This window comes from Subtercola lobariae (assembly GCF_014640255.1).
GTDB classification, from domain to species: Bacteria; Actinomycetota; Actinomycetes; order Actinomycetales; family Microbacteriaceae; genus Subtercola; species Subtercola lobariae.
Window position 1 is genome coordinate 565,914 of record NZ_BMGP01000003.1, and the last position, 21,045, is coordinate 586,958.

Genomic DNA, 21,045 nt, shown 5'->3' on the forward strand with positions numbered 1-21,045 from the left:
TGACTCGGCAAGCACTGACTCGGCCTCTGCTTTGAGTATGCGCGGCCCGGCTTACGAGTCAGCGCTGCGCTTGGCGAAGTATCGGGATGCCGGGCCGACGTAGAGCGCCGTCATCACCCCGGCGATCAGCACCACCTCGACGATGGTCGACACCGAGATGCCCGACCCGGTGACGATGGCGGTGACGCCCACCGCAAGCGTGATGCCGAGAATCACCGTCGCGGCGATGCGCGCGGCCCGATCGCCCCGCGACAGCCCCGACGCGATGGCGATGGTCAGCAGTCCGAGCAGAATCGTCGCAGCGCCGATGAGGGTCACCGTGGCCTGCCCGCCGATCTCGTCGACGTCGTCGGCGTATCGCAGCAGAATGACGAAGATGCCGGCCACGATGTCGAGCACTCCGGCGATGTAGGTCAGAACGACCACCACGATCACACTCGCCGGTGCGCGGGTGGCTTGTTGAGCATCCACTTCACTCATCGGTCAATGCACCCGCTTCACGAACGTACGCAAGAGGGTTCGCAAAATGCCTAAGAACCCGAAGAAGCCTACGACCGCCCCGAGCAGGTCGAAGAGGTGCAGGTTCGGCGCCACGAGCGGGCCCACGCCGTTGATGACCAGAACGATGGCGATGACGACGGCCGCGACCGACACGAAAGCGCCCACGAACTCTGAGACGATGCCGTTGATCCACTCGCGGTCGTCGCCCTCGCCGAACGATCGGATGCGAATGCCGAACGTGCCCGATTCGAGCTTCTGCATGATGGAGTCGATACGCCGCGGAAACTTGCGCAGCAGAGCACGGCCCACAGCGACCTGCGCCTGAGCCGAAACGGCGATGCGTTTCGGGTCGAGCATGCGCCGCATCAACGTGGGCACCCGCGGCAGCGCCTCGGTCACCATGTCGAAGTCGGGCACGATCACGTGAAGGCAGCCCTCGAGCGTTGCAAAGCTGCGGAACGCCGACGAGAGTGTCGCCGGCAGCGCGATGTGGTGCTGCCGAATCACGTCGAGCATGAGGCTGAAGATCGAACCGTCGCCGCCGCGCCGAAACCGAACCGTGGTGAGCACCAGGCCGATGTCGTGCCGAAAGCTGTCGATGTCAGCCTCTTCTGGCACGTCGACGATGAGCATGAGCGCGTCGGTCGCCGCAATGTCGTCTTCGGCAGAGGCCGCCAGCAGCAGCGCGGCCAGGTTCTCGCGCTGACTGCGCTCGATGACTCCCACCGCGCCGAAATCGATGAGCCCGAGTGTTTGATCTTCGCGCAGAATCACATTGCCCGGGTGCAGGTCTGCGTGAAACACTCCGCAGACCAGAATCTGCTCGAGCACAGCGTTCATCAGCCCCACCGCGAGCGCCCGCCGGGCCTCGGGCGTCATGGCCGCGACAGCAGCGGATGCACGGCTGAGCGGCTGGCCGTCGACCAAGTCCATCGTGATCATGCGCCGCGTGCTCGCCTCGCGATACACCTTCGGCACGTCGATGGTGATGTCCGCGTCATCTGCGTGTTGAGCGATCTGCACGAGCGTCTGGCGCACCATCTCGGTGTTGGAGTACTCGATGCGGTAGTCGAGTTCTTCGAGCAGGGTCTGCGTAAAGCCTCGCGCTACCGATTCGGCCCGCAGGTCGCGACCCTGCTGGGTGTGCAGTTCGGCCGTTTTGGCGAGCCGCAGAATGATGTCGACATCCGCTTCGACCTGCGCCCTGGCTTCGGGCCGCTGCACTTTCACCACGACTTTCGTGCCGTCGAGCAGAATGCCGGTGTGCACCTGGGCGACCGAAGCGGCCGCGAGCGGTTCTTCGTCGATGGCAGTGAACACCTCAGAGATGGGCCGGCCGAGTTCGCTTTCGATGACTGCCTTGACCGAGACCCAGGGAATGGTCGTTGCGCCCGATTGCAGCGACGCGAGCGCCGAGAGGTACGGCTCGGGCACCAAATCACGCCGGGTCGAGAGCACCTGGCCGAGTTTCACGAAGGTGACACCCGACTGGTTGATGGTCTTCACGACCGCGGCCGCACGTTGCTCAGAGGTAGTCAGCTCTGCGTCGGTGCGATTACGCCCGCGCACCAGCCAGCCGGCGCCGCTGCGCGAAGCTATCTCGAGAATCTGCAGATAGCGCCGCGTTCGCTTCTGCCGTTGAAACGCTGCCCGAACCACATCGATGGGGTTACGAAGGCCAGAGGTCGGAAAAATGGCTTCGAGAATCACCAGCAGGCCTACGCCGAGCGCAAAAACCCAGGCGACCGACAGCAGAATCAGCGTGATGATGACGGCGTCTGACGCGTTGGCCGTGTTGTTCACCATGGCGCCGGTTTCGCTCAGCACCCAGAACGAGAAGGGCAGGCCGCAGATGAACACCAGAATGCCCACCACGATGCTGCGCGGCCAGCCCACCGGCACCCCGAGCACCCGGCGGCTCACGAACCCGACGAACACCGCCGAGATGATGCCCACGATGATCAGAATGACAATGTCGAACACGGCTGTTGCTCCCCTGCTTAGCGGCAAGACGTTGCCTCGCAGTCTAGCCAACCACCGCCTGCCGGGTCGGCTACGGTGAGATCGTGACCTCGGGTACTACGCCACCTCGATATAGATTTCGCGCAGCTTCGCGATGGTCGCCTCGTCGATGTCGAGGCCCTTCGTGAAGTAGGTCTCGATGTCTCCGTACTGGGCGGTCATCGAGGCTTCGGCAGTGTCGAGGTATTCTTTCTGCACACCCAGAACGGGCAGCAAGAGGTCAGGGTCGCCGCCGATCGAAGCGAACTGGTCGAAGACGGGCTTCAGTGTCGGCAGAAGCTGGTCGTTTGTGAGCAGGTAGTCGGTGAGCACGTCGTCGTAACTCACGCCGAGCAAGAGCAGCAGGGCCGCGGTGCCCCAGCCCGTGCGGTCTTTGCCGGTGGTGCAGTGGTATTCGGCTGGCAAGATGTGCTCGTCTGCCAGTGCCGTGTAGAAGTCGTGGTAGGCCGAGCGGGCGCTCGGAAGGTCGACGATCTGTTTGTAGGCACCTGTGAAGAGTTCTACGCCCTTGCCGTCGCCGAGCATCTCTTCCGCGGCTTTCGGGTTCTGCAGCAAGGCGATGAGCTGCGCGGGGGCTGCGCCCGAGGCATCCTTCAGCACATCGATGACGACGTAGTTCGTGCCGTCGGGAACGATGTTCGGCTGCTCCTGGCGTTCAGGCTCGGTGCGCATGTCGAATACCGTTCTGATGCCGAGCTCTGCGAACGCGGCCGCGTCAGCCCCCTGAAGCGCCGAGAACTGGGCCGAACGATACAGCTTGCCGCGTGCGACCGTTCCCGTGCTTGTCTGCCACCCTCCGACGTCGCGCAGATTCGGCACCGTAGCAATGGCGATGTTCTGCCCCGGCGCGGGCGTTTCGCTGACCATGACGTCTCCTTCGTTCACTGCCCGGAGCCTATCGAATTCCCCGTGGGCCGGGCAGGGGCGTGGGATTCGCTCGCACCGGGGTGGCGGCGTGGGATTCGCTCGCCGCTTCAGTCGCGCCGGCCCACCCGTCGCTCGGCGATCAGCCGCTCTCCCATGTCGATGTCGATGGCGCCCTCCGCGACTCCCATCACCAGGGCGAAGCCCTCGTCGACGGTGAACTCGTGTTGCCAACCGTTGATCCACAAAAAGATAATCATCAAGGCCCAGGCCGTACGCTTGTTGCCATCGACGAGCGAGTGATTTTGAACCAGCGACTCGAGCAGCGCCGCCGCCTTGCGGTCAATGGACTGGTAGGCATCCACCTCGAACAGGGAGGCGGAGGGGCGAGCCAGCGCAGAAGACAGTAACCCTGCATCTCTGACGTAAAAGCCCAGTCGACTTACGATGTGTAGCGCGTCGTCGAGAGTGAGGTAGTCGGTCACGCGTCTTCGAGGCGCCTCAGTAACTCAGCGTCGTGCTGCAAGACGAAGTCCATGCCACGGTTGATGTCTTCCCTACGCGAACGAGCGCGCACCACGAGCTCAGCGCCTTGCAGAAGAAGGGCGTGCTTCGACATGTGCTCACGCGCCGCCAACTCATCGAGTTGACGATCGAGTTCTTGAGGGAGTCGTACCGTCATAGCCATACCATTATGGTACCACTCGAGCGCCCAGGGTGAGGCGTGGGATGATCGGGGGTATGACCGGCCGACTGATGGTGCTCGACACCGCATCACTGTACTTTCGCGCGTTCTATGGTGTGCCCGACACGGTGAAGGCGCCGAACGGAACGCCGGTGAACGCCGCTCGGGGGCTGCTCGACATGATCGCGCGGCTCGTCGCCGAGTTCGAGCCGACCGCGTTGGTCGCCTGCTGGGATGACGCCTGGCGGCCGATGTGGCGGGCCGCGCTCATCCCGAGCTACAAGGCGCATCGGGTGGCCGAAGAGGTGCCGGGCGGAGTCGACATCGAAGAGACGCCGCCGGGGTTGGTGCAGCAGCTTCCGCTGATCAGAGAGTTGCTCGGGGCGTTCGACATTGCCATCGTGGGTGCGCCAGACCACGAGGCCGACGACGTGATCGGCACGCTCGTCACGCGCGCCGGTGCAGCATCGATACCGGTCGACATCGTGACCGGCGACCGCGATCTGTTTCAGCTCGTGAACGATGCGGCGAGCGCTCGCGTCATATATACCGCCCGCGGCATGAGCAAGCTCGAGCTCGTCACCGACGATGTTGTTCGGGCGAAATACGGGGTGGGGCCCGACCGGTACGTCGACTTCGCGGTGCTGCGCGGCGACACCTCAGACGGCCTGCCGGGGGTTGCCGGGGTCGGCGACAAGACCGCGGCGACCCTGGTGCGTGACTTCGGCGGTATCGACGACATCGTGGCGGCCGCGACAGATGACGCTGATGGCGGTGCGCAAGCCGATGCGACAGCGGCCACCATGTCGGCGTCGGTTCGCACGAAGATCAGCGCGGCAGTCGACTACCTCGCGGTGGCACCGAAGGTGGTCGAGGTAGTGCGCGATCTCGATCTCGGTGAGGTGGCCGACACGATCGAGCCGCTCACGCCGAAACAGCTCGACCGCATCACTGAGCTGGCCGCCGAATGGGGCCTCGGCGGTTCGGCCGACCGGGCGCGAACGGCTCTGGATGCCCGGGCCGCTGCCGCGCGCTGAGATCTCTCCCAGCGCGGTGCCGCGCCATCGTGGCCGGGCCCGAGCGAAGCCTGATACACACATGTGATGACGCTGAAAATCAGCCTGTCGACGGATGCCCGGCCGCTCTACCAGACGTAGCGTTGAAGCATGAAAACGGAACGAAACCCGCGTTGATGTCTGACATCACGCACCACCTCTTCGACGCAACCATCACCGTGGTCGCACTCTGGGCCATCATCTCGGTGCCCGTGGCCATCGCGCTCGGCCAAGTCATTCGCATTCGCGACCAGCACTAGCAGAGCGGTCGACCCGCGACCCGCACTGCTAGCACCCGCACTGCCGGCCGACCCGCACTGCCAGCACCCGCACTGCCGGCACCCCGCACTGCCGGCACCCGCACTGCCAGCACCCGCACTGCCAGCCGACCCGCACAGTCAGCCGACCCGCACAGTCAGCCGACCCGACAGATCTCGCCTTTCGCCGACACGCGCCACCTCAGGTCAGGCGGCCTGCCGCCTTGAGCGCCGCATCAATGGTCGGCTGCAGGTGGCCGGCACCCTCGAAGCCCGCGAACCACTCGGAGTTGCACGCGGCATCCACTGCCCGTTCGGGTAAGCCCACGAGGTAGAGCGTGCAGCCGAGCCCTACCAGCGACGCCTCGAGGTCGCGTAAGCCGTCGAGTACTGTCACCGACATGTGCGGCAAACTCGCCACCTCGAAGATGACGATCGCCGGCATCGGCGTGAGCGCCTGCACTGCACTCACAACGGCACGCGTGGTGGGTTTGATGTTCGCCGTGTACAGCCCAGACGTCAGGTGCAGGGGCAGAACGGCCGCGAGCGGCGGCTGGTCGCCGGGCTGACTGACGATCGACCAGGCTCCCGAGGCGCGGCGGTAGATCGGCGCCACCTGCGGCTGGTTCAGTTCACGCAGCACGAGCACCAGCGTTATCAGCACACCCGTCACCACACCCGCCAGCAGCCCCGCCGTGACGGCGACGACGGCGGTAGCGAGAGCGAGCCACGCCTCTACCGGGCTGATGCGCGCCAACCGTGTGAAGTCGCGCACCTTCACCAGCCCGACGGCCGCCACGATAACGAGCGACCCGAGCACCGCCTGCGGCAGGTCGCTGAGCACCGGCGCCAAGAACAACGCCACGAGCACCGCGATGACCGCGGTCGTGAGGCTCGCCACCTGGGTGCGCACGCCGGCCTGACGCGATACGGCCGCCTGCGAGAATCCGCCGCCCGCCGGCATCGCCTGCGTGAACGACGAAATCACACTCGCGGCGCCGAGCGCGAGCAGCTCTTGATCGGCATCGATATCGGGTTCGTCGCTCGTTCGCACGCTGCGCCCGGCCGAAATCGACTCGAGAAACGCCATGATGGCAATGGCGATGGCACTCGGCAGCACTGCCCCGAACGCCGCGACGTCGGGCAGCTGGATGCCCGGCAGCCCACTCGGAACAGGTGCGATGAGCGCCACCCCCGCACCCGCCAGCCCAGTGAACGCCATGAGCACGATGCCTACCACCACCACGATGAGCGCCCCCGGAATGCGCGCGAAGAACCGCGCGATCAGCAGCAACAGGGCAATGGATGCGGCCGACAACACGACGGTGGCGCCGTTCGCACCGACCAGGTGTGCCACGGTGTACCCGAGCGTTTCGAAGAAGCCCGTGCCCGATGGTGGTGCCGCAATGCCCAGCAGCTTGGGCAGCTGAGTTGCCGCAATGGTGAGCCCGGTACCGGCTCTGATGCCGATGAGCGTGGCCTCAGACACGTTCTCGACGAGCGAGCCCAAGCGAAACAGCCGGGCCAGTATCAGCAAAACGCCAACGATGAGGGTGAGCGTCACGAGATCGCGAACCGGCTCGGCCGACTCTGCCGCAGTCGAGGCGGCGAGCAGCGACGAGGCGGTCAGCGTGGCGATGGTCGACGTGGTCGAAACGTTCAACGCTCGCGAACCACCGAGAAGAGCGTAGACGACGGCCGGCAGCATGCAGGTGTACAGCCCGATCTGCACCGGCAGACCAGCGATGGTGGCGTAGGCCATCGCCTGAGGCAGAATCACCGCAGAAGCGGTGAGTCCGCCCAGAACGTCGGCTTGAAGCATGCTGCGCTGGTATTCCCGGATGGTCGGAAAGAACCAGCCCCGCCGAGTTCGTTCAGGCACTACTGTTTGCCGCTCGCTCACTCCCCCACTCCTCGCCGCACGCTGGTCGCCACTCGCTGCTATGCGCGGCGTCTGGAGCGGTCGGCGAAGCGAGACTGGTCGCTGTTCGCGAGACGCGACTTCTTCGGCCCAGCCATCTCAGTGACCCGAGCCACCGGCGGGCTCGTACGACCAGAGCTCGCTGCTCACGCCCACAGGGCGGGCTGCGGGCTGGCCCGAACGCTCGGCTTCGCTGCGGTGCCCCTGCCCGAATGCCGGCGAGCTGACCCAGGCCTGAAACGAGTCTTCGTCGGCCCAGCGTGTCACGACCAGCCAGGTGGTGCGATCGTCGGTGGGCTTCAGCAACTCGAAGCCCTCGAAGCCGGCCTGATCGTCAACGGCCCCCGCTCGGGCCGCGAAGCGGTGCGCCAGCTCGTCGCCACTGTCGGCGGGCACGGTGATGGCGTTGATTTTGATGACGGTCATGGTTCATCCTTTGTGGTCGGCGAGGTCGGCGATGTCAACGAGACGTTCGCGGGTGGATGTATTCATGCTGCCACGAGAAACGGTTGGTGATGGTACCCGCTGGCATCGAGGGTCACGAAAGTCGACTCCGGCACCTCGAGAAATGCCCCCGGCAGATCGTTCAGTGGCTCCGACACCACCACGTGCGCAGCCTTTCCGAACAGATTCAGCCACGCCGTGTCGGGGTACAGCTCTCGAAGTGCCTCGATGTCGGCTGAGTGGAACAGCGTGCGAGTCGCCCCCTGCGACGAATACCGCAGCGCCCAGATGGTGGCGCCGTCGGCCACAGCAATGGTGCCCTGCATGGGAAAGGCGACGCCGTGCTCGCGGCCCACCTTCTCGATCAGCGAAATGGCCGCGGCAAGCCCCGCCATCGGGTTTTCGCGCAGACCGAGCGTGAGCGCGAGGTAGAAAAGCACCTCGGAGTCGGTGGTGCCCTTGAGTTCGAGGTACAGCGAGGGGTCGATCGCGAAGACCAATTCACGTTTGAAGGCAGCGAACCCGCTCACGAAACCGTTGTGCATGAACATCCAATTCTCGTAGCGAAATGGATGGCAGTTGGTCTGTTGAATGGGCGGCCCCGCGGCTGCGCGCACGTGACTGAAGAACAAGGGGCTCTCGATCGCGCCCGTCAGTTCGCGCAGGTTCGTGTCGTGCCAGGCCGGTTCGATGGAGTGAAACAGGGCCGGAATGCTGCCCGCGACCGCTCCAGAGGGGTACCAGCCGAAACCGAAGCCGTCGCCGTTGACGGTTTCGTTGCCGAGCGGCGAGTTCAGCGACTGGGCGACGAGCGAATGCTGCGGATCGAGCACGACTGTTGCCGGTCGAAGCGGTTCACCCGAATATGCGAGCCAGCGGCACATTTTCTTCTCCGTCTGATCAGTCAGTGAAAAGCAGTGATGACAGAAGCTGACATGACGCGCTAGAGTGAGATCAGAACCTCATGACAGGTTCTGACATTACTCCTCCGCCATTGCCGCGGGGCAGAGCAGAAAGCAGTATTTTCATGCGTATTTTTGTTACTGGAGCATCAGGCTGGATCGGCTCGGCCGTCACCGACGAGCTGCTCGCAGGCGGCTACGAGGTGTTGGGGCTCGCACGCTCCGACGCGTCGGCCGCCTCCGTTTCAGCGAAGGGAGCCTCGGTGTTGCGCGGCGACCTCGACGATCTCGACTCGCTGCGTGAGGGTGCGGCCACGACCGACGCCACTATTCACCTGGCCAACAAGCATGACTGGGCGCATCCGGAGCTGTCGAACAAGGCTGAGCGCGAGGCCATCGAAACGATCGGCGAGGTGCTCGCCGGGTCGAATCGTAAGCTGCTTTTGGCCTCTGGTGTGGCTGGCGCTGTGCCTGGTCGTTCGCTCACTGAAAACGACGCGTCACCGTTTCACGGTCTCGAGTCGCCGCGCGGCGGCAGCGAGAACCGCGCGTTCGAGTTCGTCGACCGCGGCGTTGGTGCGGTGAGCGTGCGCTTCGCGCCCACGGTGCACGGCGTGGGCGACAACGGGTTCACGAAGATCTTCGTCGACGCCGACCGGGCCAAGGGGTTCGCAGCGTACATCGGCGAGGGAACGAATCACTGGCCCGCGGTGCACCGCTCTGACGCTGCCCGCGTTGTGCGTCTCGGGCTCGAGAAGGCGGCGCCGGGCACCGTGCTGCACGCCATCGGCGAAGAGGCGATCGAGACGAAGCTGATCGCGGAGGCCATCGGGCGCGCGTTCGATCTGCCCGTGCGGTCGATATCGGCCGACGAAACCGTGCCGCAATTCGGCCCGATCGGCACGTTCTTCGGTATGGACATTCCGGCGTCGTCGGCGCGCACGCAGCAGTTGCTGGGCTGGGTTCCCTCTGGCCCGACGCTCATCGAAGACATTGAGGGCGGCGCGTACTCGGCATCGTGAGGAGCGCTTTGCTCGGGTCATGCACTCCCCGGCGGGGTGCACTAGACCCGAGCGCCGCTTCCCGACAGACTGAACATGTTCTGTTCGATGGTGTGGAAGGGTGCTTCGATGGCCGAGATTCAACGACAGGTTCTGCCGATTGCAGACACGAAGCCGGTGGGATTGACTACGTACGTCACGACAGACCCCGACACGTCGTTTCCGCCCATCGAGCCGTTGCGGCCCCCGAAGGGCGCCCCAAACGTTTTGGTCATTCTGCTCGATGATGTGGGCTTCGGAGCATCCAGTGCCTTCGGCGGGCCCTGCGCCACCCCGACAGCCGAACGCCTGGCGGCCGACGGCCTGAAGTACAACCGCTTTCACACGACGGCGCTCTGCTCGCCCACCCGCGCGGCGATGCTTTCGGGCCGCAACCACCACTCTGTCGGCATGGGCGCCATCACCGAGATGGCGACCTCGGCCCCGGGCTACAACTCGCTGCGCCCGAACACCTGCGCGCCGCTGGCCGAGATTCTGCGGTTGAACGGCTACTCGACCGCGCAGATCGGCAAGTGCCATGAAGTTCCGGTGTTCGAGTCGAGCCCCATTGGCCCGTTCGACCACTGGCCACACCCCGGCGGCGGCTTCGAGTACTTCTACGGCTTCATCGGCGGCGAAAACAACCAGTGGTACCCGGCCCTCTACGAGCAGACCACGCCCGTCGAGCCGTGGGGTACTCCCGAAGAGGGCTACCACCTGATGGGTGACCTCGCCGACCACGCAATTCTGTGGATGAAACAGCAAAAGGCCTTGGCGCCCGACAAGCCGTTCTTCACCTACCTCGCCCCGGGCGCGACCCACGCCCCGCACCACGTGCCCGAAGAGTGGGTCGCCAAGTACAAGGGTAAATTCGATCAGGGCTGGGATGTGCTGCGCGAAGAGATGTTCGGCCGCCAGAAGGCGCTCGGCGTGGTGCCGCAAGACGCCGCACTCACCACACGACCCGACGAGATTCCGTCTTGGGATGACCAGCCCGAGAACCTCAGGCCCGTGCTCGCCCGCGAGATGGAGGTCTACGCGGCCTTTCTCGAATACGCCGACTTTCACATCGGCCGGGTCATCGACTCGCTCGACGAGCTCGGCATTCTCGACGAAACCCTCGTGTATTATATCATCGGCGACAACGGAGCTTCTGCCGAGGGCACTCTGCTCGGCACCTCGAACGAGATCATGGTGTCTGAGGCGCCTGACCTGGCCACGGCTGAGTGGATTATCGACCGCATCGACGATCTCGGATCGCCCCGCGCCTACAACCACTACGCCGTGGGCTGGGCCCACGCCATGGACACCCCGTACCAGTGGACCAAGCAGGTCGCCTCGCACTTCGGCGGCACCCGAAACGGAACCATCGTGCACTGGCCTTCGAACATCGAGGCCAAGGGTGAGATTCGCACGCAGTTTCACCATGTCATCGACATCGCCCCGACCATCCTGGAGGCCGCCGGCTTGCCGATACCCACCTCGGTCAACGGTGTGCAGCAAGAACCGATGCACGGGGTCAGCATGGCGTACAGCTTCAACGACAAGGCGGCGGCCGAGCGGCACACGACGCAGTACTTCGAGATGATGTGCAACCGCGGCATCTACCACGAGGGCTGGACTGCCGTGACGAAGCACGCCACCCCGTGGGAGTTCTCGGGCCGCAGCGAAGACATCGACTCAGACGTGTGGGAGCTCTACGACACGAACACCGACTGGACGCAGGCGAATGACCTCGCCGCATCGAACCCCGAGAAGCTGAAGGCTCTGCAGCGACTGTTCGATCTCGAGGCGGGCAAATACAACGTTTTTCCACTCGAACCCCGGTTCGCCGAGCGTTTCAACCCCGAGCTCGCCGGCCGGCCGAACCCCATCGCCGGCAACACGCAACTGCTGTTCGGCGGCATGCACCGGCTGCAAGAGAACGTGGTCATTAACACGAAGAACAAGTCGCACTCGGTGACGGCAGAGATCACTGTCCCTGAGGCGGGAGCAAGCGGAGTCATCGTGGCCCAGGGTGGCAACGGCGGCGGGTGGTCGCTCTACACACTCGACGGCGCCCTGCGGTACGCGTACAACTTCACCGGCGCGCGCATGTATTACGTGGGCTCAGACGCGCCACTGCCAGCTGGAAAGCATCAGGTGCGCATGGAGTTCGTCTACGACGGTGGCGGAATCGGTAAGGGCGGCGACGTGACCCTTTACGTCGACGGCTCGCCTGTCGGTACCGGCCGCGTCGAGCGCACCCACTGGGGAATTTTCTCCATGGACGAGACCACCGAGGTGGGAAGCGACGCCGGCTCCTCGGTCTCTGAAGAGTACGGACCTCGCAACAACGTGTTCAACGGCCGAGTCGAATGGGTGCAGCTCGACATCGACGCCGCCGCCGAAGACGTCGACCATCTCATCTCGCCAGAAGAGCGCTTCAGGGTAGCGATGGCGAAGCAGTAGCGCTCACGTCGGCTGAACCCCGCCGCTACCGACGGGGTTCAGCCGACGAACTCAGTGCTCAGTCGCGAGACAGCGCAGCCGCGAGGTGCCGTTCGACGTCGATGTACACGTCGTCGGCCACATCGAACACGACCTTTCGCAATTCGCCGCCCGTGAAGGTGTAGCCCGGCTTGTACGCGGTGCTCACCACGTCACCGCCGTCGTACCCGATGCAGAGCCCCTCGCCGCAGAGGGTGAAGTGACCCGGCATGGTGCGAATGCGTTCGCTGGCGACGGGGTCGTCGTCGATGAACAGCGTTGCGGTGCCCAGCCACTCGCCGTGCTGCCCACGCTCTTCCTTCTGAAAGTCGACCCCGAAAACGTGGTCGCCGGCGGCGGGCATCGGCGCTTCGATGACTTGCTCGGGTGGAATGCCCAAGAAGTTGTACACGTACCGCAGCGAACCGTCTTTGACGTAGAGCGAGTGGCCGCCGAATCGGGCGCCGTGGGCGAAGATGACCCCGGCCGTGTCGGCGGTGGTGGTCAGGTCGGCGAGCACCTTCCACGAGACTCCGTGGGTGTTCGCGGCCGACCGCTCTGGCACTTCGCTCGTGCCGGGGTAGTAGGTGTACGTTCCGCCCGGCGGCACCGGCACCTTGAACTCCATGGCGATGAACGCTGCGAGGTCTTTGCCGGCGACCTGCATATCGTTCAGAGGCAGTACATTATTAGCCTGCGCCTCTTCGAACCAGAGAGCTACCAGTTCTTGCACCTTCTCGGGATGCTCGGCTGCGAGGTCAGAGGCCTCAGCTCGGTCGACGTCGGTGTGAAAAAGCTGCCACGTGTCGTTTTCGAAGTTACTCATGCCCGAGATCGGCCCGTGCTCGGTCACGGCCTTCCAACCATCGTGCCAAATGCCGCGTTGCCCGAACATCTCGTAGTACTGAACCTTCTTCGTCGTGGGCGCGTCTGGTTCGTCGAACGAGTACGCCATTGAGACTCCGGCGAGTGGATTCTGCACGGTACCGTCGACGATGTCGGGAAACTCGACTCCGCAAGCCTCGAGAATGGTCGGCACGATGTCTGTGGAGTGGTGGTACTGCGAGCGCACCTCGCCGCGCGCTGCGATTCCTTTCGGCCACGAGATCACCAAGGGGTCGCAGACGCCGCCCTGATAGGTGTATCGCTTGAACATGCGGAACGGGCTTGAGAAGGCGGCCGCCCACCCCGTGGGGTAATGGTTGTATGTGGCGGGCGAGCCGAGCTTGTCGATCAGCGGCAGATTGTCTTCGATCGTGTCGGGGTACGCGTTGAAGAATTTCCCTTCGTTCACCGAGCCGTTGGGTGATCCTTCGCCCGAAGCACCGTTGTCTGCAGCAAAGATGACGAGGGTGTTGTCGAGCTGACCCGACTCCTCGAGGTAATCGATGATGCGCCCCACCTGCACGTCGGTGTACTCCGAAAAGCCTGCAAACACTTCGGCCATACGGCTGAAGAGGCGCTTTTCGTCGTCAGACAGCTCCGCCCACGGGCGCACGGAGTCGCCCTCAGCGAAAGTTTCGGGCGGCATGGGGTTCAATTCGGTCAATACTGTGCCTTCGGGCAGAATGCCTCGCTCGATCATCCGGGGCAGAACCCACTCGCGGTAGGCCTCATAGCCGTCGTCGAACATTCCCTTGTACTTGTCGATGTACTCTTGCGGCGCGTGATGCGGGGCGTGGTTCGCGCCCGGGCAGAACCAGAGGTACCAAGGCTTGTCGGGCTCAGACTGTTTGCTGTCGCGAATGAACGACATCGCTTTGTCGGCCAGGTCTTTCGAGAGGTGGTAGCCCTCTTCTGGCAGGTACGGCTGGTCGATGTAGTGGTTGTCTTCGGCGAGGTCGGGGTACCACTGGTTCGTCTCGCCGCCTACGAATCCGTAGAACCGGTCGTAACCCTGGCCGAGAGGCCAGCGCTCTTTCGAGGCGCCCATCGACCACTCGTCGACGGGAACGTTGTGGTTCTTGCCGACCCAGAACGTCGACCAGCCGGCCCGGCGCAGAACGGAGGCCATGGTCGCGTTCTCGCGCGGAATGTGTGAGCTGTACCCGGGAAAGCCCGTCGACGACTCCGAAATCGAGGCGAACCCGTTCGAGTGATGGTTGCGGCCGGTCAAGAACGTCGATCTCGTCGGCGAGCAGAGCGCCGTGGTGTGCCACTGCGAGTAGGTGAGTCCGTTCGCCGCCAGCCGGTCGAGGGTCGGCATCTCGATGCGGCCACCATACGGCGACCACGCCGCGAGCCCGGTGTCATCGAAGAGCACCACCAACACGTTCGGCGACCCTGCGGGCGCCTTCTTGGGCAGAAACGCATCCCAATCGGGAGTCGAGTCACGCACGTCGAGATTGATGATTCCCTTGAACTCTGCCATGTTGTCCTCCGTCAGACGTATCGGTGATGCCCCCATAATGGTGGCATGTACCCTGTCTGACGGCCAGTGCCCGAGTGCAGCTTCTTGCTCGATTGCGGCGCCGGCTCAGTTGTACGGTGGCGTGCAGGGCAGGCCGGTTCTCGGCGAGCCGCGCCCGCCCCCCGCTCGGGTTCGGCACGAGCTGGCACGGCTGCCGCCGCCACTCGCTACCCGAGGTGGCTGTAGTCGGGCAGGTCGATCTTGTCGGCCGGCGGCCTGAAGAAGCGGCCGGTGAGTTTGCCGACGAGGGGGGTGGATGCGGCGCGCAGCGCGACGTGCAAGGCAGCCAGACCGGCGCGCGTTCTCGGGTTTGCGATCTTCGGCACGCCCGGAGGCAGGTTTTGCGCCTGGTTGACGAAGGGCCGCATGATGCGCTCGTACCCGGCGAACGCGTCTGCGTGGTGCACGTGCGCGGCGAGTTCGCCCGCCAGCACGTAGGCGCCCACGAGCGAGAGGCTGGTGCCCATGCCACTCACCGGCGAAGCGCACCACGCCGCGTCACCGGCCAGAACGACGCGGCCGAGCGACCAGCGAGGCGCGGTGACCTGCCCGATGCTCTCGAAATACAGGTCGGGCGAATCGTCGAGGGCGGCAAGGATGCGCGGGGCCTCCCAACCGACGTGCGCGAATTGCCTGCGGAGGCGTGCCTTGTGGTCGGCGGCCGAGGTGCGGGCGGCACGGGCATCCACATCGACCTGCTCGCCGTAGACGACCGACGAGAGCACCGCCCGGGTGGTGCCGTGCCGGTCGGGTCGCAGGGTGACGGTGAGTCCGCCGGGTTCGCTGTACCAGTTCCACCACGACGTGTCGGTTTCGGTGCGCGGAATAGTGAGGTAGGTCGTCTGCATGCCGAGCGGGCGAACCGACGCCTCGCTGCCGAAGACGAGGTCGCGAGTGCTCGAGCGCATGCCGTCGGCCGCAATCACGAGGTCGAAGCGGCGCGGGGCGGCGTGCTCGAACGTGACCTCGACGCCGTCGCTCGAGTCGTCGATACCGGTGATCTGGTCGCCGTAGATGTACTCGATTCGCTCGTTGCCGGCGTCGACGAGAAGGCGGGCGAGGTCGCCGCGAAGAATCTCGAGTTCGGCGGTGGCGCCCTCCGACTCAGATTCGCGCACCGGAAACTCGGCTACAACCGCGCCGCCCTTGCCGAGAAATCGTGTGCCGACCTCGCCCGTGGTGGCTGCTCGCACGGCCTCTTCGAGCCCGGCCCGGCGCAGTACCTCGCGCCCGGCACCGCGAACGTCGATGTTCTGGCCGCCGTCACGAAACTCTGGGGCACGTTCGATCACCGTGCACGCCCAACCGTACCGATCGAGCCAGTACGCGAGGGCGGGGCCGGCGATACTGGCTCCCGAGATGAGTGCGGTTATTTGACGAGTCATGAGTGATCTTTCGCTCGGGGAATGAAGAGGGTCGAGATGAAACCGAGCAACAACGTGCCGGCGGCAACGTAGGCGCCGATCGCCACGCCGCTCGCCATCGCGTCGCGCGCCGCCTGGGCGACCGCCGCGGTGGCCGGGTTCGCGCCGAGCTGTGCAATGGCGGCACCCGCGCTGTCGGTGATCGCCGAGGCGAACTGGTTCGCTTGATCTGTGGGCACGCCACTCGACGTCAGTGAGTCAGTTACACCTGACCGAAGCGTGCTGAAGAACAGCGTCGTCAAGGCCGCGATGCCGAGTGCAGAACCGAGCTGCCTGAACGTCGATTGGATGCCCCCGCCCTGGCCCGCGTCTTCTGCCGGCACCTCGGCGAGCACCACATTCGTCACCTGCGCTGTCGCGAACCCCACCCCGATGCCATAAACGAACAGCGCGAGCGAGATCGCCCACCACGGTGCGCTCGTAGTTGCTGCCACGACGCCGAGCGCGACGAGGCCCGTCGCCTCGAGCACCAGGCCGATACGCACCAGGGCGATGGCCGAGAGCCTGCTCGCAACGCTGAAGCTCAACCCGCTCGCGATGAAACTGCCGCCGGCCAGCGGCAGCAGAGCCACGCCCGCTTGCAACGGCGAGTAGTTCAGGGCGAACTGCAGCCACAGCGGCACGATTGCGATGATGCCGAACTCGCCGAGCCCGATGATCAGGGTTGCAACGTTGCCGTTGCGAAACGATGAGATGCGAAACAGTCGCGTGTCCATCAGCGGCTCGCGGCTCGAACCCTCGCGACTCAACCGCACCTGTCGCCAAACGAACAGGCTGAGCGCAACGAGCGCAATCAGCAGCGAGACGAAAACCGGCGAGAGCCCGCTGTTCCAGCTGAAACCGAACACGTCGAGCGAGCGTTCTGTCGTCACCCAGCCGTAGGTTCGGCCCTCGATCAAACCGAATGCGAGGGTTGCGAGGCCGATCGCCGAGAGCACGGCGCCAACCGCATCAATGCTCCCGGCTCGCTTGGCCGAGGGCAGAATGCAGGTCACAATCAACACGAGAACCACGATGACCAGCGGCACGTTGATACCGAACGCCCACCGCCAGCTGGCGTGCTCAGAGAGCCAGCCGCCGATAACCGGTCCGACTGCTGTGGCCGCACCGATGGTCGAGCCCCAGACGGCGAAGGCGAGGTTTCTGGTCGCGCCCGTGAAGGTCTGGTTGAGCAGTGCGAGCGAGGTCGGCAGCAGCATCGCCCCCGCTGCTCCCTGCAGAAACCGGGCCGCGATGAGAATGTCACCGCTCGGCGCCAGCCCGGCCAGCAGGCTGGTTGCGCCGAACGCGACGATTCCGATGGTGAAGACCCGCCTGGCCCCGATCAGGTCAGAGAGCCGGCCGAACACCAGCAGCAACGCCGCGAAGGTGATCGCGTACGATTCCTGAATCCACTGCGCCTGCGACGAGTCGATGCCGAGGTCGTCGATCACAGCGGGCGTGATGACGTTGACGATAGTGGTGTCGACCACGATCATCGCGACGCCGAGCGACACCCCGATCAAACCGAGCCATTGTCGTAGCGATACTGCTGAACCTGCCATGGGCGACCTCTCAATTAGTTACACCATCAATATACCCCATCATCAAATGAAATGACGATGTAACCAAATGTCGCTAGACTGCTTGACAGAAGGAGTTTCGGCCATGACTGATTCCACGAACATCCACGCCGCCCAGCGCGACCGCATACTGGCGGGCCTGCGGATGCACGGGGCCGCGTTCGCCGACATGGGCCACCAATTCGGCGTGAACTCGGGCCTTCACACGACCGACGCCACCGCGCTGGTGGAGATACTCGCCGCCCAAGACGCCGGCCAGCCGCTCACTCAGACCCAACTCAGTCACCGCATCGGACTCACCGGCGGCGCCACGTCGTCGTTGCTGAATCGCCTCGAAGACGCCGGCCACATCAAACGGGCCAGAGACAACGCCGACCGCCGGGTGGTGACTCTACATTCGACCGATGGTGTCGAATCGATGATCGACGACTTCTTCGACCCGCTCGCCGAGCGCATGGGCGCCATGCTGGCGAGCTACTCCCCCGAAACTCTGGCCGAGATCGAACGGTTTCTGGGCGAGGTGACACAGACCATGACCGAGTACCTCAGCGAGGTCAGTCAAGCGCCGGCACACTCGCAGAAGCAATCCGAGTGAGTTTCGCCGCCTGATTGATCAGAGTGACTCGAAGCTCGTCGGGCTCGTCGATGATGACGGGCCGATCGAGCGCGAGCAGAATGCGAGGCAGCCACTCCAGCGACTCGGCGTGGATGATCGCGCGAAACCACGCATCTCCGCGCTCGGCTGAGCGCGCGGCGGCGGCGGAGCCCGTGGCCGCCGAGCCCGTGGCCGCCGTGCCCGTGGCCGCCGTGCCCGTGACTGCCGAGCCCGGGGCCGCCGAGCCTGTGGCAGGGGCCGAAACCGAAGCAGGCTGCCCTGGCAGCCGCTCGAGCGTGGCGACACTCGGCGGCAGATGCCTCTCGATCCAGTCGGGCGCAGCCTGAATGCGCAAACGCACGGTGTACCGATGGGGCGCGGTCGCGAACCCGCGAACCAGATCGCCCAGCGCATCTCGCGGGAGCGGCGCGGCGAAGCTGCCGTCGAGCGCGCGAAGCGACGCGACCCTGTCGAGCCGAAAAACGCGGCGCTCTCGGCCGAGCGAATCGAGACCGGTGAGATACCACCGCCCGTTGTAGGCAACCAGGTCGTGCGGCTGAACGGTGCGCTGAGAGCTTCGTTCTGCAGACCGGTATCGCAGCGCAACGGGCCGCCGTGACCGTATCGCGTCGGCCGCGGTGAGCACGATGGTCGGGTCGGTCTCGTCGCCGGCACGCTCGGCGCCCACCACCACGTCGAGAAGCGCGCTCACCCGTTCAGCGAGCGCCTTCGGCAGACTGCGCTGTACCTTCGCGATGGCAGTGGCAAGCGCTGAACTCGCTGCGAGCTGATTCACTCCCCCGCGCGCAACAGTCAGCCCGGCGAGTAAAGCGACGGCCTCCTCTTCGCTGAACATCAGAGGCGGCAGCCGAAAACTCGATGCAATTCGATAGCCACCACCGGGCCCCCGCACGGTTTCGACCGGTATTCCCAACTCGCGCAGCCTCTCGATGTGCCGGCGCACCGAGCGTTCGTCGAGGTTCAGCCGATCGGCAAGTTCTCGAGCTGAGCGGATGCCCGCCGATTCCATCAGCTCGAGCAACTCGAGGGCTCGTGAAGTTGCAGACACCATAAGGCAATTCTGAGCCAAATACCGGGCGCAATACGCCCGCTACTGTTTCTAGTCTGGGCATTCCGGCGCCGGCCCCATCCGGGCACGCCTCGACTGCACAGGAGAGCAGCAATGACTCAATTCGCATCCACTCGCATCTTCACCGACAACGTCGACGACCTCATCGCGTTCTATGAGGCGGTCACCGGCATCGCCTCCCGCAGATTGCACCCACTATTCGGCGTACTCGAGACGCCGCTCGGCACTCTCGCCATTGCCAGCACGCAGACGGTGAGCTTACTCGGTGACGGCGCCGCCGAGGCCGGCGCGAACCGCAGCGTGTGCCTCGACTTTCTGGTCGACGATGTCGACGCGCTTGTTCCGCGCCTTCGCGAGATCGTCGCCGACTTCGTGAGCGGCCCGACCGAACTGCCGTGGGGAAACCGTTCGCTGCTCTTTCGCGACCCCGACGGCAACCTCATCAACTTCTTCACCCCTACCACGGCGGCCGCGCGCGAACGCTTCGGCCTTCAGTAGCCAGCTCGCGCCACCCGGCGCCCGGCACTCGGCACCCGCCACCCGCCACCCGTCGCCGGTCACGCGCCGCTCCCGCCCCCGCCGTCTGCCGCCGCCACGTTCGCTACGAGGTTCGGGTACCCGTCAGCAGGCCCGAGGCCAACACATGCCCGTCGAGCGCGGCGGGCACCTGACTGATGCCAGAAATCGCGGTGGCATCGACGCGAGCGTCGAGCGCATACAGGTGAAACCTGTAGTGATGCGGGCCGTGGCCCGGCAAAGGTCGGGGTCCGATGTAGGCGGTGCGCCCGCCGGTGCCGGGAATGAACCGAAAACGGGCATCCGGAGCATTCAGAGCACCCTCGGGCAGACCATCGCCACGCGGTTCGAACGCGACGATGGTGTGGATGCTCGGAGTGGCGAGCGGAACGTCGAGATCTTCGATCACGAGCAGCAGATCCACCGTTTCTGCGGGCAGATCACCGAAGCTGAGCGCGGGCGAAATCTCGGCGCCGATGAAGCGGCCGCAGTGCTTCGCGGGAATCTCTTCGCCTTCAGCGAAGCTCGGCGAGGTCAGCGTGAGGCGCGTATCGGTAGCGAGTTCTGGCGCGTGGGAAAAGCTCGCTGCCTCGTCTCCGCGGCGGCCGCGGAACGCCAGACCGAGTGGAACGAGCAGAACTTCGACGGGATGCATAGTGCTCCTTCTTCAAGAATCTTCAGGAATCGGCAATGGCGAGCAAGATCGGTGCCGCCGCGGCAATCGTTGACAACTCATCAGGGCTGAGTTCGGCGAGATGCCCATTGAGCCAGTCGCGGCGGTGCTGCCGTGACGCCGTCACGGCAGCCATGCCCTGCTCGGTGAGACTGAAGAGCACCGTGCGGCGGTCTTCGAGGCCGCGACTCTTGGTCACGTACTCGAGTTGCTCGAGGCGCCGCACTGTCTGGCTTACGGAGCCGAGCGTGACCTTCACCGACGAGGCGAGTTCGGTGAGATTCAGCTGACCCTGCTTGTCGAGAACGAGCAGCACCAGCAAAGCGGCGTCGGTGACTTCGCCCTCGAGTCGCTCTGCGCGAAATCGGCTGTACAGCCGCGTGGCGGCTCGCCGAAGTTCGGCGCCGACCTCATCGACGTTCTCGCTCATGCTCGTCTCCTATTGCTTAGTAGACCATAGCATTTACTTAGTAGACCTTAGTAATTGTGAGCGACACCACCTAGCGAGCCGGGCGCAACGTGGGCACGACAGTGCAGACGCGATCGTGTTCTTGGCCTCGCAGCAGGCGAAGCACATCTACGGCGCGGTTCTGCCCGTCGACGGTGGTCGCCTCG

General features: G+C 64.8%; 20 protein-coding genes. 6 read left to right on the top strand and 14 right to left on the bottom strand.

Annotation, left to right across the window (positions count from 1 at the left end; all coding sequences use genetic code 11):
• Positions 1-51 precede the first annotated feature (51 nt).
• From IEX24_RS10605 to IEX24_RS10625, 5 genes are all read right to left on the bottom strand, one after another.
• Positions 52-480 carry a hypothetical protein gene (locus IEX24_RS10605; RefSeq protein WP_188677890.1) on the bottom strand — a complete coding sequence of 143 codons (429 nt, stop codon included), beginning with the start codon at positions 478-480 and terminating at the stop codon, positions 52-54.
• 3 nt (positions 481-483) lie between these two features.
• Positions 484-2,484 (bottom strand): ABC1 kinase family protein, encoded by a 2,001-nt coding sequence (locus IEX24_RS10610; protein WP_188677893.1) that lies wholly within the window; start codon positions 2,482-2,484, stop codon positions 484-486.
• A 96-nt stretch (positions 2,485-2,580) separates the two neighbouring features.
• Positions 2,581-3,390 (bottom strand): tyrosine-protein phosphatase, encoded by an 810-nt coding sequence (locus tag IEX24_RS10615; RefSeq protein WP_188677896.1) that lies wholly within the window; start codon positions 3,388-3,390, stop codon positions 2,581-2,583.
• 107 nt (positions 3,391-3,497) lie between these two features.
• The gene (locus tag IEX24_RS10620) at positions 3,498-3,872 is read right to left on the bottom strand and encodes a type II toxin-antitoxin system death-on-curing family toxin (protein ID WP_188677899.1); all 375 of its coding nucleotides are present in this window, start codon (positions 3,870-3,872) and stop codon (positions 3,498-3,500) included.
• Positions 3,869-4,069: a ribbon-helix-helix protein, CopG family gene (locus IEX24_RS10625; RefSeq protein WP_188677902.1), complete on the bottom strand. Its 201-nt coding sequence runs from the start codon at positions 4,067-4,069 to the stop codon at positions 3,869-3,871. The genes IEX24_RS10620 and IEX24_RS10625 overlap by 4 nt, the downstream gene beginning before the upstream one ends.
• A gap of 59 nt (positions 4,070-4,128) precedes the next feature.
• Here IEX24_RS10625 and IEX24_RS10630 point away from each other — a divergent pair, with 59 nt between their 5' ends.
• Both IEX24_RS10630 and IEX24_RS19855 read left to right on the top strand, forming a co-directional pair.
• Positions 4,129-5,109: a 5'-3' exonuclease gene (locus IEX24_RS10630; RefSeq protein ID WP_188677905.1), complete on the top strand. Its 981-nt coding sequence runs from the start codon at positions 4,129-4,131 to the stop codon at positions 5,107-5,109.
• Between the two features lie 155 nt (positions 5,110-5,264).
• On the top strand, positions 5,265-5,387 hold the full coding sequence (locus IEX24_RS19855; protein WP_268236245.1) for a hypothetical protein: 123 nt from the start codon (positions 5,265-5,267) through the stop codon (positions 5,385-5,387).
• A gap of 199 nt (positions 5,388-5,586) precedes the next feature.
• On the opposite strand, the gene IEX24_RS10635 is transcribed toward IEX24_RS19855, so the two are convergent.
• The 3 genes from IEX24_RS10635 to IEX24_RS10645 all read right to left on the bottom strand — a co-directional run bounded on the left by IEX24_RS10635 (position 5,587) and on the right by IEX24_RS10645 (position 8,633).
• Positions 5,587-7,266 (bottom strand): SulP family inorganic anion transporter, encoded by a 1,680-nt coding sequence (locus IEX24_RS10635; RefSeq protein ID WP_229715232.1) that lies wholly within the window; start codon positions 7,264-7,266, stop codon positions 5,587-5,589.
• 138 nt (positions 7,267-7,404) lie between these two features.
• Positions 7,405-7,731: an antibiotic biosynthesis monooxygenase family protein gene (locus IEX24_RS10640; protein ID WP_188677907.1), complete on the bottom strand. Its 327-nt coding sequence runs from the start codon at positions 7,729-7,731 to the stop codon at positions 7,405-7,407.
• 62 nt (positions 7,732-7,793) lie between these two features.
• Complete coding sequence (locus IEX24_RS10645) at positions 7,794-8,633, bottom strand: class II glutamine amidotransferase (protein ID WP_188677909.1); 840 nt, start codon at positions 8,631-8,633, stop codon at positions 7,794-7,796.
• Between the two features lie 143 nt (positions 8,634-8,776).
• On the opposite strand from IEX24_RS10645, the gene IEX24_RS10650 reads away from it, so the two are divergent.
• Together IEX24_RS10650 and IEX24_RS10655 are read left to right on the top strand one after the other, a co-directional pair.
• Positions 8,777-9,673, top strand: coding sequence for an SDR family oxidoreductase (locus IEX24_RS10650; protein ID WP_188677912.1), 897 nt, complete (start codon positions 8,777-8,779; stop codon positions 9,671-9,673).
• A 108-nt stretch (positions 9,674-9,781) separates the two neighbouring features.
• Positions 9,782-12,142: an arylsulfatase gene (locus IEX24_RS10655; protein WP_188677915.1), complete on the top strand. Its 2,361-nt coding sequence runs from the start codon at positions 9,782-9,784 to the stop codon at positions 12,140-12,142.
• A gap of 58 nt (positions 12,143-12,200) precedes the next feature.
• Here IEX24_RS10655 and IEX24_RS10660 read toward each other — a convergent pair whose 3' ends face one another.
• From IEX24_RS10660 to IEX24_RS10670, 3 genes are all read right to left on the bottom strand, one after another.
• Positions 12,201-14,531 carry an arylsulfatase gene (locus tag IEX24_RS10660; RefSeq protein WP_188677918.1) on the bottom strand — a complete coding sequence of 777 codons (2,331 nt, stop codon included), beginning with the start codon at positions 14,529-14,531 and terminating at the stop codon, positions 12,201-12,203.
• Positions 14,532-14,737: 206 nt separating this feature from the next.
• A complete protein-coding gene (locus tag IEX24_RS10665; protein ID WP_188677920.1) occupies positions 14,738-15,955 on the bottom strand; it encodes an FAD-dependent monooxygenase in 1,218 nt (405 codons plus the stop codon).
• On the bottom strand, positions 15,952-17,538 hold the full coding sequence (locus tag IEX24_RS10670) for a DHA2 family efflux MFS transporter permease subunit (RefSeq protein WP_188677922.1): 1,587 nt from the start codon (positions 17,536-17,538) through the stop codon (positions 15,952-15,954). The genes IEX24_RS10665 and IEX24_RS10670 overlap by 4 nt, the downstream gene beginning before the upstream one ends.
• 103 nt (positions 17,539-17,641) lie before the next feature.
• Here IEX24_RS10670 and IEX24_RS10675 point away from each other — a divergent pair, with 103 nt between their 5' ends.
• On the top strand, positions 17,642-18,151 hold the full coding sequence (locus IEX24_RS10675) for a MarR family winged helix-turn-helix transcriptional regulator (RefSeq protein ID WP_188677925.1): 510 nt from the start codon (positions 17,642-17,644) through the stop codon (positions 18,149-18,151).
• On the opposite strand, the gene IEX24_RS10680 is transcribed toward IEX24_RS10675, so the two are convergent.
• Positions 18,111-19,223: a helix-turn-helix transcriptional regulator gene (locus IEX24_RS10680; RefSeq protein WP_188677928.1), complete on the bottom strand. Its 1,113-nt coding sequence runs from the start codon at positions 19,221-19,223 to the stop codon at positions 18,111-18,113. The two genes, IEX24_RS10675 and IEX24_RS10680, sit on opposite strands and share 41 nt — an antisense overlap.
• A gap of 111 nt (positions 19,224-19,334) precedes the next feature.
• On the opposite strand from IEX24_RS10680, the gene IEX24_RS10685 reads away from it, so the two are divergent.
• Positions 19,335-19,739, top strand: a complete 405-nt coding sequence (locus IEX24_RS10685) for a VOC family protein (protein ID WP_188677931.1) — start codon at positions 19,335-19,337, stop codon at positions 19,737-19,739.
• A gap of 103 nt (positions 19,740-19,842) precedes the next feature.
• On the opposite strand, the gene IEX24_RS10690 is transcribed toward IEX24_RS10685, so the two are convergent.
• Both IEX24_RS10690 and IEX24_RS10695 read right to left on the bottom strand, forming a co-directional pair.
• Entirely contained in the window at positions 19,843-20,412 is a 570-nt protein-coding gene (locus IEX24_RS10690) for a YbhB/YbcL family Raf kinase inhibitor-like protein (RefSeq protein WP_188677934.1), read from the bottom strand.
• A gap of 22 nt (positions 20,413-20,434) precedes the next feature.
• Complete coding sequence (locus IEX24_RS10695) at positions 20,435-20,860, bottom strand: MarR family winged helix-turn-helix transcriptional regulator (RefSeq protein WP_188677937.1); 426 nt, start codon at positions 20,858-20,860, stop codon at positions 20,435-20,437.
• Between the last annotated feature and the right edge of the window lie 185 nt (positions 20,861-21,045).

Excerpts from the sequence above, each read along its gene's own strand:
- IEX24_RS10660 (WP_188677918.1), bottom strand. The coding sequence starts at position 14,531 with ATGGCAGAGTTCAAGGGAATCATCAATCTCGACGTGCGTGACTCGACT.
- IEX24_RS10640 (WP_188677907.1), bottom strand. The coding sequence starts at position 7,731 with ATGACCGTCATCAAAATCAACGCCATCACCGTGCCCGCCGACAGTGGC.
- IEX24_RS10695 (WP_188677937.1), bottom strand. The coding sequence starts at position 20,860 with ATGAGCGAGAACGTCGATGAGGTCGGCGCCGAACTTCGGCGAGCCGCC.
- IEX24_RS10645 (WP_188677909.1), bottom strand. The coding sequence starts at position 8,633 with ATGTGCCGCTGGCTCGCATATTCGGGTGAACCGCTTCGACCGGCAACA.
- IEX24_RS10665 (WP_188677920.1), bottom strand. The coding sequence starts at position 15,955 with ATGACTCGTCAAATAACCGCACTCATCTCGGGAGCCAGTATCGCCGGC.
- IEX24_RS10605 (WP_188677890.1), bottom strand. The coding sequence starts at position 480 with ATGAGTGAAGTGGATGCTCAACAAGCCACCCGCGCACCGGCGAGTGTG.
- IEX24_RS10685 (WP_188677931.1), top strand. The coding sequence starts at position 19,335 with ATGACTCAATTCGCATCCACTCGCATCTTCACCGACAACGTCGACGAC.
- IEX24_RS10670 (WP_188677922.1), bottom strand. The coding sequence starts at position 17,538 with ATGGCAGGTTCAGCAGTATCGCTACGACAATGGCTCGGTTTGATCGGG.
- IEX24_RS10615 (WP_188677896.1), bottom strand. The coding sequence starts at position 3,390 with ATGGTCAGCGAAACGCCCGCGCCGGGGCAGAACATCGCCATTGCTACG.
- IEX24_RS10690 (WP_188677934.1), bottom strand. The coding sequence starts at position 20,412 with ATGCATCCCGTCGAAGTTCTGCTCGTTCCACTCGGTCTGGCGTTCCGC.
- IEX24_RS10630 (WP_188677905.1), top strand. The coding sequence starts at position 4,129 with ATGACCGGCCGACTGATGGTGCTCGACACCGCATCACTGTACTTTCGC.
- IEX24_RS10655 (WP_188677915.1), top strand. The coding sequence starts at position 9,782 with ATGGCCGAGATTCAACGACAGGTTCTGCCGATTGCAGACACGAAGCCG.
- IEX24_RS10675 (WP_188677925.1), top strand. The coding sequence starts at position 17,642 with ATGACTGATTCCACGAACATCCACGCCGCCCAGCGCGACCGCATACTG.
- IEX24_RS19855 (WP_268236245.1), top strand. The coding sequence starts at position 5,265 with ATGTCTGACATCACGCACCACCTCTTCGACGCAACCATCACCGTGGTC.
- IEX24_RS10650 (WP_188677912.1), top strand. The coding sequence starts at position 8,777 with ATGCGTATTTTTGTTACTGGAGCATCAGGCTGGATCGGCTCGGCCGTC.
- IEX24_RS10680 (WP_188677928.1), bottom strand. The coding sequence starts at position 19,223 with ATGGTGTCTGCAACTTCACGAGCCCTCGAGTTGCTCGAGCTGATGGAA.
- IEX24_RS10625 (WP_188677902.1), bottom strand. The coding sequence starts at position 4,069 with ATGACGGTACGACTCCCTCAAGAACTCGATCGTCAACTCGATGAGTTG.